At 40.6% G+C, this 13,742-nt stretch carries 11 protein-coding genes; 7 read left to right on the top strand and 4 right to left on the bottom strand.

Features of this window, described 5'->3' with window-relative positions:
• The first annotated feature begins 72 nt into the window (after nucleotides 1–72).
• From IQ274_RS07340 to IQ274_RS07330, 3 genes are all read left to right on the top strand, one after another.
• Complete coding sequence (locus IQ274_RS07340; RefSeq protein ID WP_194141844.1) at nucleotides 73–1,011, top strand: ferritin-like domain-containing protein; 939 nt, start codon at nucleotides 73–75, stop codon at nucleotides 1,009–1,011.
• A gap of 16 nt (nucleotides 1,012–1,027) precedes the next feature.
• Entirely contained in the window at nucleotides 1,028–1,786 is a 759-nt protein-coding gene (locus IQ274_RS07335; RefSeq protein WP_163928613.1) for an isoprenyl transferase, read from the top strand.
• A gap of 1,118 nt (nucleotides 1,787–2,904) precedes the next feature.
• Entirely contained in the window at nucleotides 2,905–4,824 is a 1,920-nt protein-coding gene (locus tag IQ274_RS07330) for an iron uptake porin (protein WP_194141961.1), read from the top strand.
• A gap of 227 nt (nucleotides 4,825–5,051) precedes the next feature.
• On the opposite strand, the gene IQ274_RS07325 is transcribed toward IQ274_RS07330, so the two are convergent.
• Both IQ274_RS07325 and trxA read right to left on the bottom strand, forming a co-directional pair.
• A complete protein-coding gene (locus IQ274_RS07325; protein ID WP_163928612.1) occupies nucleotides 5,052–5,216 on the bottom strand; it encodes a hypothetical protein in 165 nt (54 codons plus the stop codon).
• A gap of 203 nt (nucleotides 5,217–5,419) precedes the next feature.
• Entirely contained in the window at nucleotides 5,420–5,737 is a 318-nt protein-coding gene (trxA, locus tag IQ274_RS07320) for a thioredoxin (RefSeq protein WP_163928611.1), read from the bottom strand.
• A gap of 460 nt (nucleotides 5,738–6,197) precedes the next feature.
• Between trxA and fabG the strand changes: the two genes are divergently transcribed.
• The 3 genes from fabG (at nucleotide 6,198) to IQ274_RS07305 (ending at nucleotide 10,428) form a co-directional block, all read left to right on the top strand.
• Complete coding sequence (gene fabG / locus IQ274_RS07315; protein WP_194141843.1) at nucleotides 6,198–6,944, top strand: 3-oxoacyl-[acyl-carrier-protein] reductase; 747 nt, start codon at nucleotides 6,198–6,200, stop codon at nucleotides 6,942–6,944.
• Nucleotides 6,945–7,397: 453 nt separating this feature from the next.
• On the top strand, nucleotides 7,398–8,618 hold the full coding sequence (gene chrA, locus IQ274_RS07310; protein ID WP_194141842.1) for a chromate efflux transporter: 1,221 nt from the start codon (nucleotides 7,398–7,400) through the stop codon (nucleotides 8,616–8,618).
• A gap of 592 nt (nucleotides 8,619–9,210) precedes the next feature.
• Nucleotides 9,211–10,428 carry a glutathione S-transferase family protein gene (locus IQ274_RS07305; RefSeq protein WP_194141841.1) on the top strand — a complete coding sequence of 406 codons (1,218 nt, stop codon included), beginning with the start codon at nucleotides 9,211–9,213 and terminating at the stop codon, nucleotides 10,426–10,428.
• Nucleotides 10,429–10,575: 147 nt separating this feature from the next.
• On the opposite strand, the gene IQ274_RS07300 is transcribed toward IQ274_RS07305, so the two are convergent.
• The gene (locus IQ274_RS07300) at nucleotides 10,576–11,838 is read right to left on the bottom strand and encodes a sensor histidine kinase (RefSeq protein ID WP_194141840.1); all 1,263 of its coding nucleotides are present in this window, start codon (nucleotides 11,836–11,838) and stop codon (nucleotides 10,576–10,578) included.
• A gap of 299 nt (nucleotides 11,839–12,137) precedes the next feature.
• A complete protein-coding gene (locus IQ274_RS07295) occupies nucleotides 12,138–12,809 on the bottom strand; it encodes a response regulator transcription factor (RefSeq protein WP_194141839.1) in 672 nt (223 codons plus the stop codon).
• 225 nt (nucleotides 12,810–13,034) lie between these two features.
• On the opposite strand from IQ274_RS07295, the gene IQ274_RS07290 reads away from it, so the two are divergent.
• Complete coding sequence (locus tag IQ274_RS07290; protein WP_194141838.1) at nucleotides 13,035–13,664, top strand: hypothetical protein; 630 nt, start codon at nucleotides 13,035–13,037, stop codon at nucleotides 13,662–13,664.
• Nucleotides 13,665–13,742 lie beyond the last annotated feature (78 nt).

Raw genomic sequence — 13,742 nt, 5'->3', positions numbered from 1 at the left:
CAGCCGACTGACAAAACGAAGTGCGATCGCTTAGGCTATTGGGCATAGAGATAAAAATTTAAGTATAAAAATATGCTTAACACCCTCAGCCCAATCACAGAAGACTTAGCAGGTCAAAGCTATCCCAGTCCTCATTACTTGCAAATACAGCACCGCATTCGTTCACTCATAGACAGATATATTGCAGTCGAAAAACTACATGAACGTCTGCAAGATTTACCGTTACAGTTTGCCAATCCCCAACCGCGTCCCTGGAAACCCGTTGACTGGCAAACAATTAACCGCAATCAAATTATCGGCTTAGATGCAGAGGTATTTTTATCTATATTGATAGGTGCAATGGATACAGAAGCACCAATTCGCGGCTATACCCAAACAAGTCGGCAATATTTAGAAAAATTGCATCCTCAAATGGCTCGGTTTGTTGGTGGAACTGTCGGTAAAGATGGCGAACTGCTGGAACTTGGTTTGTGGGAAAAGGAAGAACGTCAGCACACACCAGCATTAATCAAAATCTACACCCAATTGACAGGCGAGAAAATTACCCCAAAATTTCGTACTGTTAGAAGCTATCTTCCCACAGATGACGCTCACGAAGACTTATATCGCCACGGCTTACACCGCATTGCCACAGAATACGGTGCAACCTGTCTTTATATTTGGTTGATGGCTCACACCACTGGCGCACTCCAGGATGTTTTAGAGGAACTAGCACAGGATGAAATCAACCATACGACCAAATTCTGGGGGTTTGGAGTCTGGACTTTCCCTGATACTGGCTTGATGCGAATTGGACGCACACTCATCAAAACGCGATCGCAAAATTATCAGCGCAACAACCTCATGCGTACCCTCCGCCGCATGATGGCTACCCTCAACTGGAATGCTTGGTCATTGACTAACAAAGCAACTCTCCTCTTCACCTTCACCTATACAATGCGTCGTCTCTGGAGTTGGAACAATAGCCTCACACCAGAGTATTTGCAAGATTTATTTGAAACTACCTATTAGTAAAAACAAAGGACAAATGACAAATAACAAATCAAAATTACCCAGCGATTTAAATCCCCAAAAAATACCCCAACATATCGCCGTCATTATGGATGGTAACGGAAGATGGGCAAGCAGTCGAGGATTACCGCGCATTGCTGGACATCGCCAAGGAGCAAGTACGCTTAAAGAACTATTGCGTTGCTGCAAGGATTGGGGAATCAAAGCGTTGACAGCCTACGCTTTCTCAACAGAAAATTGGCAGCGTCCTATTGAAGAAGTAGATTTTCTGATGCTGTTGTTTGAGCGATTATTACATCGCGAGTTGGCTCAGATGCATCAAGAAGGTGTACGAATCTCCTTTATTGGAGATTTATCGGCTTTACCCAAGTCTCTACAAACGGAAATGGAGCGTTCAATGGCAGAGACTTTGAACAATCAAGCAATCCACTTTACTGTTGCAGTCAACTACGGTAGCCGCAACGAAATTACCAGAGTTTGCCGTCAAGTAGCTCAACTCGTGGAACAAGGCCAACTCAGTGCTGAACAAGTGAATGAAAGTCTTGTAGAACAACACCTCTATACGGCAAACACTCCAGAACCCGATTTGCTGATTCGTACTAGCGGTGAAATGCGATTGAGTAATTTTCTTTTGTGGCAAATGGCGTATACAGAGATGTATTTCACCGATATTCTTTGGCCAGATTTTAATCGAGAAGCATTTCATCAGGCTTTGTTGAACTACCAAAGTCGCGATCGCCGTTTTGGTCAAGTTAAAGCTTCACTGTCAGCTTAGGGTATTTGGAAAACCTCTCTATTAAATTTTCCCCTTCCCGACGCGGGAAGGGGACTAGGTTTTTTGCTGCTATCAAGCATAAAGTAAAAGCACCCACAGTACCAGGATGGTATATGAGCGCTAATAAATTAAAACATTATTGAGGATAATCTATCTGCTATGACAGACCGAAGTAACTATAAGAATAGCAGGCGGTGGGTAAATAAACTGCAAGGGTAGTTACAAATGTTTTGTTAAAAATACTACTTACTGTAAGGTGTTGCTTCTTTTGCAAAAATATGGTAAATTCCGCTCCTAGTTTAAAAATTTTCTGTATGCGATCGCTATAAAGCTTCTCTTGGATGAAACTGGTTAACAACCGTAAGAGAACTTATTTGCACCGTTTGCCTCCCGATCTTACCTGTACTCCAATCGATCTGCGATCGCAGTCTCTTAATTTTTTTGAATAAATTATTCTTTGGTAGGTATTGAGCCGAAATCCTGATACTTTTGGCGAAAGTGTTACAACTAATAGCTGCAACGGTAGATTGAAGGTTTGAGCTTACATAATACTTTCAAATACAAATATGTATTACATTTGCTAACAGTATCAAGCTCAATATCTATATTCTTCATCACAAAATCAGACTTAAGTAAGTTGATGTTAAAAAAACCAAGTATGTTACGAGACGTAAATATGCTTAAAACCCTTACTAATGACCAATAACAAAGGCAAATGACAGCCTTAGCCAGTTAGCTTTAATTTTACCGACCTACCTATTAATTATTATTTTGTCAATATAGCAATCTGATTTTAGATTTGAACAGAGAAAATTTGTCAGGCTTATGAATCAGGCATCCTACGGAGCTTGCTGTTCAAAAACCATTCATTATTTACTATAGTAACTATAAAAACTATCAATATAATTTTTTGTTAATTCTTTCCAAAAATAGTATTTACTATAATTTAATACTTGCGATATAAGCTGATGTTCTGGTAAGTCAATTCAGAAAAAATCCTGATATCAAAAATTTAAAGTTGACAAGATTCTCTTGCTAAAACTACTTTAAATTTACTTATCAATCAATTTTAAAATCGCAATTAATTTTTCCCTATTTTATCGGTGTTAGGAGTTATGATGGCAAAATATCTACTAGCTTCTGCTAGTGGGATGGGGTTTTTGTGTTTAATTGCCGGGTTGTCACCTGTGCAAGCCCTTCCTAGTTTAGAAATTGCAGATAAAAACGTAGCTGTTAATCAAGATGATGGCAGCTATCAAAAAAATGATTCTTATCAAAGCAATTTAGCAAACAATATCTCCAGTCAATTGCTGATAGCTAATGATAGTCAAAAAAATTTCCCCTCAGTCAAGCAACAGCAAAATAATCAAGATTTAGGAGTAGATTCTGCTGTTAAGTTTGGACAGACAATCACAGCACAATCTGCAAGCTCATCTCCATCCTCAGACAAACTTGCACAAGTAACATCCGTATCCCAATTGTCTGATGTACAGCCGACTGATTGGGCTTTTCAGGCACTCCAATCTTTAGTTGAGCGCTATGGTTGTATCGCAGGTTATCCGAATCAAACCTATCGCGGTAATCGGGCGATGACTCGCTATGAATTTGCTGCTGGCTTAAATGCTTGTTTAGACCGAATCAACGAACTGATTGCGACTGCAACTGGTGATTTGGTCAAGAAAGAAGATTTAGCCGCGTTGCAGAAACTACAAGAACAATTTGCGGCGGAATTGTCAACATTGCGTGGTCGAGTAGATGCTGTAGAAGCTCGCACAGCAGAACTAGAAGCAAATCAGTTTTCTACTACGACCAAACTCAATGGTGAGGTAATTATTGCTGGTGTTGGTGCTAGTGGTGGCGCTCCTAATGATAGTGACCCGAACATCATCCTAGTCAATAGAGTGCGGTTAAATCTCACCACTAGCTTTACTGGTAAAGATTCATTAATTACTGGATTACAAGCTTATAACTTTTTGGGTGGAGCCGATGGACAAGGTAGCCTGCAACAAAGTTTAGGATTAGCTTCACCTCTTTTAAGTTCTAGTAGCGCTCGTACCAGTTTTGAACCGCAATTTCCGGGGATAAATGTCAATACTTTGTCGAGTGTTGGCGCAAACAGTGTTCAGCTTTACAAATTACTGTATATCTTTCCCGTCGCTAATAAATTAACCTTGTTTGCGGGAACTGCGGCGGAAACATCAGATGCTTTCCCAGCAATTACGCCTTTTTATGGTGAAGGACAAGAGTCAATATCTCGTTTCGCCGGCTTAAATCCTGTGCTACGGATTTCTGGTGGGACTTCAGGTACTGGTTTAGCATCGGCGGCGGGCTTTATTTATAGTATTTCCCCGAATTTGGATTTACGAGCTTTATACGGTAGTGTAAATGCCAATTTACCCCAAAAATCTGCTAGTGAGGCACTACCAGGAGTTTCTACTACACCTTTGGGAGGAGGTTTATTTAGTGGTAGTAGTGTTATTGCCGCACAGTTAACCTTCAAGCCCAGTTCTGACCTAGATATTGGTCTAAACTATGCCAATAGTTATCATGAAATCAATATTTTAGGTACAGGATTAATTAGTGCTGATATTGGTGCTTTAGCTGGTGTTGAGGCTGGGACACCCGTCAAACTCAACTCTGTTGGGGGTACGGTTACATGGCGATTGTCTCCCAAAATAGCCTTATCTGGCTATGGTGCAGCACTATTTGTTGATGCTGCTTCAAATAGCGTGAATGCTTCCACCACCTTTACAAGTTGGATGGCGGGAGTTCACTTCAGAGATTTATTCAAGTCAGGGAACACTGCTGGGATTCTTTTTGGTCAGCCGCTTTTCCGTAGTGATACTGGTGGTTCTGCTCAACTTACCCCCACAGGCGAGAATCGGGCCACTCCTTACCATTTAGAAGCCTATTATCGCCTTCAAGTTAGCGATAATATCAGCATTACCCCTGGTGCGTTTGTTCTCTTTAACCCAGAAGGTAACAGCAACAATGAGACTACGACTGTAGGCGTACTTCGCACTACTTTTACCTTTTAACAATAGCTCCAAATAGCGCAAATATCCTCCAAAAAGTAACACTCCTGAAAAGGAGTGTCGAGGATAAGATAATCACTAATAAACAAGTAGAAATTTGGTGGACGATTATCGAATAATAATATTGTCTTTTTGCCCAAAATCTTTTATGCAAAGCTGGTGAGATACTTAGGTTCGCTACGCTAAGAATAAAGTGCGTAGCCCATCATCGATATCGCCACACACATAACCTAATTGTTTCTTTTACCTGAGTTACCAGGTTGATTTGAAAGTTGGTGCTTTTGTATAACCCGCTCAATCTGGCAAGTCACTGCATTTATTCTGTATTTAACCTTATCAAAATCAATATTTACCCAAATATAGGCTTTGTCAGGTCTTTCTTGCTTATTATTCATATATTGCTTTTATTGTCAAGATATTTTGTTATATCTATACAATATAGCCATCTCTATTTCTAAACTACTTTCTCTAGACGTATAAGTAAATATGCTTAATATTTACTTAAGATTTTATCTGCTAGAAGTTCAACCACTATTCACTAAAAGAGACGCGACATTTCGCGCCTCTAAGAAGCAAAACCCAAATTCTAAGTATTAGCTTAAATCTTTGTTTGTAGATATTGCACCAACTGGGGTGCTTGCATCACTCCCTCTATCCTATCCACAGGTTTACCTTGCTTAAACAATACTAAGGTTGGGAGAGAGGCAATTTTGTACTCAGTAGCCAAATCTGTGTATTTCTCTGTATCAATTTTTACAATTCGTAGGCGATCCTTAAGTTGGAGATTGACTTGCTCTAAAATTGGCACCATCATTTGGCATGGGCCACACCAGTCAGCGTAAAAATCTACTAATACAGGTACATCAGAAGCAGACAGCATCTCTTCAAAGCTGTTAAATTCTTTTTTAGTTGCCATGTGACACACGCCGATTTTCAATTGTTTGTTTCAATAGTAATTCTTAGTAAATAAAATCGGTACAAGTTTATGGGTTTTGTTGGGAAAATATTAGATTACTCAATATAGATTGATTTAGCCGCAAAAATCTTAAATATTTATAATAAAATCCATATATCGTGTGTGTTTGTGTATATGGATTAGATATGTATTTAAACCTATCTTAGCTGCCTAAATAAGGTAAGTTAGCACAATAAAATCATAATATGTAAAGAAAAATGAACTAGGCTAAAACCCTTATAACTATTGCCTTATCCCAAAGCTAAATACAAGGTATAGCTTATCTATAAAATATCTAATTTGCAGGATGACAGCAAGATTCTCACCCTAAAGAGTGAGATTTTATCTAGACAATATTCAGATGTTCCCTAAATCACCATAAGATAATTAGCGCGGTATTTCTAAGATTGAGGAACATTAAATGACATTATTACAAGGTAAAGTCGCAATTGTCACAGGTGCATCACGAGGAATTGGCAAAGCGATCGCAATTGAATTAGCTTCACAAGGAGCGATCGCAGTTGTCAATTATGCTAGTTCGAGTGCTGCGGCTGAGGCAGTTGTTACAGAAATTACAGCAGTGGGAGGTCAGGCGATCGCTATCCAAGCAGACGTTTCTAAAAGCGATCAAGTCGATGCACTAGTTAACGCCGTCATGGAAAAGTTTAGCCGTGTGGATATCTTAGTCAATAACGCAGGGATTACCCGTGACACACTGCTTTTGCGTTTAAAGCCAGAAGATTGGCAAGCTGTGATAGACCTTAATCTAACTGGTGTTTTCTTATGTACACGCGCCGTCAGTAAAATCATGCTCAAACAGCGATCGGGGCGAATTATTAACATTACCTCCGTTGCTGGGCAGATGGGCAACCCAGGTCAGTCCAACTACAGCGCCGCCAAAGCAGGTGTAATCGGCTTCACCAAAAGCGTTGCTAAAGAACTGGCTACTCGCGGTATTACCGTTAACGCCGTCGCCCCTGGCTTCATCACTACCGATATGACCAGCGATCTCAATAACCCCGAAGATATCCTAAAATACATCCCCCTCGGTCGCTTCGGTCAGCCCGAAGAAGTCGCTGGGATGGTGCGCTTCCTAGCCGCCGATTCCGCCGCCAACTACATCACCGGACAAGTTTTTAATGTCGATGGCGGAATGGTCATGGCTTAAATAGTGCTGAGTTAAGAGTTATTGCAAGGAGGCAGGACAATACTTTTCGGTTAAACCCAATAATCTCTCTTTTGGTCTGGGGAAAGGTTAAACGGGAAAGGGGAAAGGGTTTGAATTTCCCTTTCCCCTTTCCCCCTTAACCGAAAAGTATTGGGAGGTAGGAGACAGATAGCGTAGCGTAAAGCCTGCGGCATAGCTACGCTTAGAGCGAGTCCGCGAGCGTCGGGTAGTTTTCCTCCTGCCTTCATCTGAAGAGATATATACGTTGACACACAACATAATTCTTCTGTAGAGTGAGTGCGTAATACCGTTTCACTTTCAGGTTGATAGAAATAGACCGCAGGGGACAGAATTAGAGACAAATCTATTTGTATCAAGCATTTCGTGAAATGGTATCAGCCCTAATCTTTTAAGATTAATCTAAAACTGAATGAAAAATATTCCCTAGCAAAGATGACTAACTCAGCACCAAGTCGTTTGAGTGAACTCGCCAAACTGTTTTTTAAACTTGGCGTTATCGGCTTTGGCGGCCCGGTTGCCCATATTGCCATGATTGAAGATGAAGTGGTTAAGCGTCGTCAGTGGTTGACAAGGGAGCATTTTCTAGATTTGCTGGGCGCAACTAACCTAATTCCTGGGCCAAATTCCACAGAAATGGCTATCCATATAGGATACATCTATGCAGGTTGGCTGGGGCTGATTGTTTCAGGTGTCTGTTTTATCTTACCTGCGGTTCTAATTACTGGGGGGTTTGCTTGGGTTTATGTTGCCTACGGCACTTTACCTCAAGTAGCTCCGCTCCTTTATGGCATAAAACCGGCTGTTTTAGCAATCATTATTAATGCCCTCTGGGGGTTGGCAAAAAAGGCTGTGAAAACTCGCCAATTGTTAGTGATTGCTTTGGCTGTAGCGTTGATAACATTATTATTCAAATTAAATGAAGTAATTGCCCTATTAGTTGGGGGATTGCTGGGTATGGTTTGGTTACATTCTGGTGATAAAAACGACAAACCAGGAGATAAAGCCAACTTTCTAATTGCTAGTCTCACCACAGGCGCAACTTTAAAGGCATCAACGGTTGTTGCTGCATCGGTAGCTAGCGCATCTACTGCAACCAACGTTTCTTTGTGGCAGTTAGGTTGGTTTTTTCTGAAAGTAGGTAGTGTCTTGTTTGGTGGTGGCTACCTTTTGGTAGCTTTTCTCCAAGGAGGATTAGTTCAAGAATATGGCTGGCTGACACAACAGCAGTTACTAGATGCGATCGCAATTGGTCAATTTACTCCTGGGCCAGTACTTTCCACTGCTACATTTATTGGTTATATCATTGCCGGTATTCCTGGCGCAATTATTGCCACAATCGGAATTTTTCTACCTTCTTTTGTTTTCGTTGCTGCCCTGAATCCCTTAATTCCCCGCTTACGGGCCTCTTCTTGGAGTAGAGCATTTTTGGATGCTGTGAATGTTAGTGCTGTAGCGCTAATGGTTGTTACTACCCTGCAACTTGGTGCAGCCACCTTAACATTACCACAAGCCCCATTTGTAGATTTTCTCGGCTTGGCGATCGCGATCGTCTCAGCCATTTTAGCTATTCACTTCCGCATCAATGCTGCATGGCTAGTCTTTGGCAGCGCTTTGATTGGATGGGGCGCTACACTCTTGGGCTACACTCGTTGAAATTGCATATTTTATCAAAACAGAATTCTGGAATCATACGATTTCTTGGTGAGGCTGCGCCAAATTTTCTTGGCTTCTTCTTTCTTTGTATCCTTCTCTGACGAGACGCTGCGCGTAGCTTGCTTCTCCGTAGGAGTATGCGACCTTTGCGGTAGTCTGCGGCAAGCCGCTTCTCTTCGAGAGGCTTCGCCAACGCGTCTACGTTCCTCACATAGTTTGGCGCATCTTCATACAGAATTAGTATCATGACCTTCGCCAGAGCTTCTTAAACAAGCCAAAAATATAGATATACTAAATCTTGCTTTCAAAGTATTTTCATGTGATAATCACCATTAACTCCGGTAATCTAGTAAAGTTACAGTAGTTTATTGATAGTTGAACAATTAAGTTTTTATCTGTTTAGAGACTATAAGCATGGTAGTAGACATACCAATTTCTAGCTTAAGGGGTGCTATCTAGAAAAAGTCTGCTACTTTGTGTAGTAGCAGACATCATATTTGAGTTTGAAATTCTAAATATTTAAAGATCAATTATTTGTGCCAATTTTTATCTATAACTTCCATTCCATAATCTAAATTTTTCAAGGTGAAATATGTCAATTCAAAACACCGTATCTAATTGGGAAGAACTATTAGAAATTGCTCAAAAAAGTACCCCAGCTCGACGGGTGCGTAGACCAGGGCAATCCCCTTCCACCGCTCCCATTCCTAGCAGTCTTGATAAACTACCACCAGATACAGAACCGCCAGTATTGCTCTACCGCGATACTAACTCTTGGTGTCCATTTTGCGAACGGGTTTGGTTTGCTCTTGAAGAAAAAGAAATTCCCTTTGCAACAGAGTTTATCGACTTGACTAACAAGCCTAAATGGTATACAGATTTAGTTCCCACAACCCTTGTTCCGGCTGCCAAAATTGAAGGAAAGTTAGTCTATGAATCTAAAGAAATTCTGTTAGCATTAGAAGAAAAATTTGGTTCAACTTTGCTTCCTGAAGACCCAGAGGAAAACGCAGTTGCTAGGCAGTGGCTTGAAGAAGCTGAAAGCAATGGTGTGAGAGATATCGCTTACAAATTCCTCCGACAAGCTCCTGAAGATCCAAATGAATTAGCAAGCTTACAGACAGCTTTTGAAGCTAAATTAGACGAACTTGAGCAACTTCTAGGAAAATATTCTGGCCCCTACTTTTTATCTACATTTAGCGTGGTAGATATTACCTATAGCCCCCATTTAGATCGCTTGGCGGCTAACTTACCTGTTTATCGGGGATATCACCTCAAGGGAAATCCTCGGTATCCTCGCATTAACGCTTGGTTTGAAGCACTCAAACAGCGTCCTGCCTATCACCGCGTCAAATCGGATGATATCACCAACAATTTACTTCTACGTCGCCGATGGGGTGTGATACCAATCAGCAATCCTTTGCCCCCAGATCCAGCACTTAGCCAGGAAATCCAATTTAGGGCAGAGGCGGCTGAGAGATTGGCTGATAACCGAGAAGTTGCTTTAGGAGATATCCTGAAAAACTCCGGGGTGCAAGCATTGGCGGTTAATGGCGACACAACAGCCGTTAAAGAAGCGGTTGATTTCCACCTTAGATTGCTGGCTGACTATCTGATTAATGGCAACGGTGCAGCATTACCGTGGGGGCGCGTGGGCGGTCAAGACAACGCCGATCCGACTGTGGCTGCGGTTGGAGCCATCACACTCGCCTATGTGAGAAATCGCATCTGTGCGCCACGGGATATGAGCGCTGGTGCAGCAACTGCATTCCGGGCAGCAGCAGATAAGGTGTTGGCATCTCTTTATTAGCGATCGCTACCGACAGGTTAAGAGGATGTTCGAAAAGTCCTTTTGTCGGTATCAAAAGTTTTAGATCCCTCTAAATGCACGCCAGATGCTTCAAGTCGGGCATTGCCCGCTCAACGCAGTGCAAAAATAACTTTTGCAAGATGTCTATTACTTTAAAGGTAGAAAAATTTGTAAATTTGTCCCTTTTTTTACTACACTTCTGAGACTAATCTGACCACCGTGAGATTGAATTATTTGTTGAGCAATAGCTAACCCTAAACCGAATCCTCCGGTTTTGCGAGAGCGTTTCTTATCTACCCGATAAAATCGCTCAAATATATATGGCAAATCATTTTTAGGAATCCCAATTCCATTATCTATAACTTGAATTACAGCAGAATGAGACTGAGTAAATAAATGTAACTGCACTTCTCCTCCAGCAGGAGTATATTTACAAGCATTATTAACTAAATTTACAACTGCTTGATAAAGCAAGTTAGCATCACCAAGCACAGTTACACTGTTATTAGGCAATTTAGAAGTTAAACTAATATGTTGTGCATCTTGGTGTGTGACATAATCATTTTTTATCTGCAAAAGTAAACTGTTGAGGTCAATTTCTTTTAGCGATTCGGTGGGTAATTGACCTTGAGAACGTGCTAAAAACAGCAGATTAGTCACCAGAATACTCATTGACTGGCCGATATCAAAAATCTTTTGGAAGCGTTGACGCTGCACCTCAAGGTCGGTAGATTTAGACAGAAAGCCAAACTGAGCATTGCTAATAATTGCTGTCAAAGGCGATCGCAATTCATGGGAAGCATCAGCTGTAAACCGTTGCAGGTGATCGTAGCTGTGGCGAATTGGTTGCATCGCTAGTCCTCCCAACCACCAACCAGTTAGGGCAATTGCACCCAAGGTAATCGGCACTGAAATCGCCAAAACTAGCCGAAATTCAGCTAAAGCACTTTCAATAGATGTGATTGGCATCGCTGCTTGCATATAACCAATTAATAAACCATCCTGGTAAACAGGCAACGTTACCTGACGCAGCCATGCTTTATCATCGGTTTTGATAGTATCAAATCCACCTAGTACCGAAAGGCGATCGCTCGGAATTTTACCAAAAAATTGTACTAGTTGCTTTCGGTCATCATACCAACTTGCATACACTAGTTGACTATCTGGCAATGGTTCTACCATACTTCCCAACAATGGGACATGTTCTAAGTCTAGCTGGCGGCGACCATTGTATAGTTCTGACTTCACATTCGCTGCCATCACACTGGTTTTTTTATACAGTAATATATCCAGTTCCTCTAACTCATCGATGACTTCCACATAGTAAACTACCGCCGCAAACCCAATTAAAATACTACCCATTGTTAGGGTGAACCAACTTGCAAGATTACGACGGCTACGATTAAACATACAGCAGTTTTCTTTTGTATGAGGTACAAAGTCACTGGTTTTGAGGCAGGAGGCAGAAGGCAGGAGGCAGGAGGGAGAAGAATAATTTGATTTGTGAATCCTTGGTTCTGTACCTCATTTAGCTGCAAATTGCTGTAAGTAAGTTGGCACAATAAAGTCAAAATATATAAATAAAAATGAACTAGGCCAAAACCCTTATACCTATTGCCTTATCCCAATGACAATTATTTACGCCCACTTACTTAACTTGTCATTGATTGTTGAAAGAAACATTTCAAGGCTTCTAATTATCAATTTAATTATTGGGGATTTAAGCGATAACCCATACCGTAAACTGTTTTAATCCAGTCTGCTGCACCCAATACTTGCAAGCGCTGCCGCAACTTGCGTACTAAGACAGTTAAAGCATTGCTTTCTGGTTCCATACCCCACTCCCACAATGCCTCTTCAATCTGGTTGCGATTTAAAACCTGATTAGGATGACGCATCAGGTATTCTAATAATTTTGCTTCACGAGGAGATAATTCGACTTTTACGTGACTTCGTTCTACATTTAATTCAGCTAAATCCAATTGCAAATCTGCTACCCGTAGACTATCTCCCTGCCAATTGGGGACTCTCCGCCCCAAAGCACGCACCCGCGCCAAGAGTTCCACTAAGTCTGCGGGTTTGACTAAATAATCATCTGCTCCCGCATCTAAACCCATAACTTTATCAGGCGTGGTGTCTTTAGCTGTCAATATCAACACTGGTGCAGTTTTACCAGAGAGACGATACTGGCGACACAGACTTAAACCGCTAATTGTCGGTAACATCCAGTCTAAAATTAATAGATCGTAATGTTTTTGGGATATCAGCCACTGTGCAATTTCCCCATCTTCCGCAGCATCTACAATATATCCAGCTTCCGATAGAATACCTTGTAATGGCTCTAATTGTTCAATATCATCTTCTACTACTAATATCCGCATACAACCTTTGATGTAAATTCATTACAGGGGAATTTCACGCACTATATTAATAAGAAGGAAGTCAATTTTCTCTTATATGTTGTATTAGTACTATCTCAGGTTGAAAATTTAAAGTGTTCTACCATAAGGCATATCATGAATGCGCCAATAGATAGTTTTTGGTATTTATCACTTCGTAACTATCAGACAAATTAGTATTATGTGTAAACTAGAAAATAAAATATTATGCCTTATTTAAAACCACAGATTTTACTAATTATTTTACCTATGATATTGCTAGGGATTGCCTTTTGGACTGGTAGTGATTTGTTAACAAAAAAAATATTAGGATTATCCTATAGGACGCTGGATAAGTTGCAAGCTGATACACTACCGCAGGTAGAGCTAACACTTAATTTTACAGTGGTTGAGATGAAAGTAGAGAAAGAACAAAAATTTACTCAAGTGAAAATTAAAACAGCAAATTCTCTGCTAAAAAGGTTAGAAATTGAAATTCCTAACTCCAACTTTCCAGAAGTAGCGATCGCACAAAAGTTTGGACTATATCCTCAACAACAAGAACTGAAGCTTAATAAACAAATACAAGTAAAAATTCCTGTGATTTTAAAAGTAATCAAAGCTGAAATTGAAAAAAAGCAAGGACTTAGCTTTATTGAGGTTAGAACCGCTAACAATACTCTACGAAAGTTAGATTTTGTTCTACCGGTAACTGAGATTAATATGGTAGAAGCAATGACTGCTAAATTACTAAATCTGTCTCCTGAAGAAGTCAGAAAGCTAATACGGTATCAAGTTCAAAATCAATCTTGGTTAAAATCTAAAATAAAGAAAGCCGCTAAAACTGAAATAATTTAAAATACCAATAACGAGTAAATTAGTAGAGACATATTAGTCAATACAGTTCAGAGAAGACCAAAACACTTGTAGAGACGG

The organism is Nostoc sp. LEGE 12447, from assembly GCF_015206985.1.
Classification (GTDB): Bacteria; Cyanobacteriota; Cyanobacteriia; order Cyanobacteriales; family Nostocaceae; genus Nostoc.
This window is presented reverse-complemented; position numbering and strand designations above follow the sequence as displayed.

Excerpts from the sequence above, each read along its gene's own strand:
- IQ274_RS07330 (WP_194141961.1), top strand. The coding sequence starts at position 2,905 with ATGGCAAAATATCTACTAGCTTCTGCTAGTGGGATGGGGTTTTTGTGT.
- trxA (WP_163928611.1), bottom strand. The coding sequence starts at position 5,737 with ATGGCAACTAAAAAAGAATTTAACAGCTTTGAAGAGATGCTGTCTGCT.
- IQ274_RS07305 (WP_194141841.1), top strand. The coding sequence starts at position 9,211 with ATGTCAATTCAAAACACCGTATCTAATTGGGAAGAACTATTAGAAATT.
- IQ274_RS07295 (WP_194141839.1), bottom strand. The coding sequence starts at position 12,809 with ATGCGGATATTAGTAGTAGAAGATGATATTGAACAATTAGAGCCATTA.
- IQ274_RS07300 (WP_194141840.1), bottom strand. The coding sequence starts at position 11,838 with ATGTTTAATCGTAGCCGTCGTAATCTTGCAAGTTGGTTCACCCTAACA.
- chrA (WP_194141842.1), top strand. The coding sequence starts at position 7,398 with ATGACTAACTCAGCACCAAGTCGTTTGAGTGAACTCGCCAAACTGTTT.
- IQ274_RS07290 (WP_194141838.1), top strand. The coding sequence starts at position 13,035 with ATGCCTTATTTAAAACCACAGATTTTACTAATTATTTTACCTATGATA.
- IQ274_RS07340 (WP_194141844.1), top strand. The coding sequence starts at position 73 with ATGCTTAACACCCTCAGCCCAATCACAGAAGACTTAGCAGGTCAAAGC.
- fabG (WP_194141843.1), top strand. The coding sequence starts at position 6,198 with ATGACATTATTACAAGGTAAAGTCGCAATTGTCACAGGTGCATCACGA.
- IQ274_RS07335 (WP_163928613.1), top strand. The coding sequence starts at position 1,028 with ATGACAAATAACAAATCAAAATTACCCAGCGATTTAAATCCCCAAAAA.
- IQ274_RS07325 (WP_163928612.1), bottom strand. The coding sequence starts at position 5,216 with ATGAATAATAAGCAAGAAAGACCTGACAAAGCCTATATTTGGGTAAAT.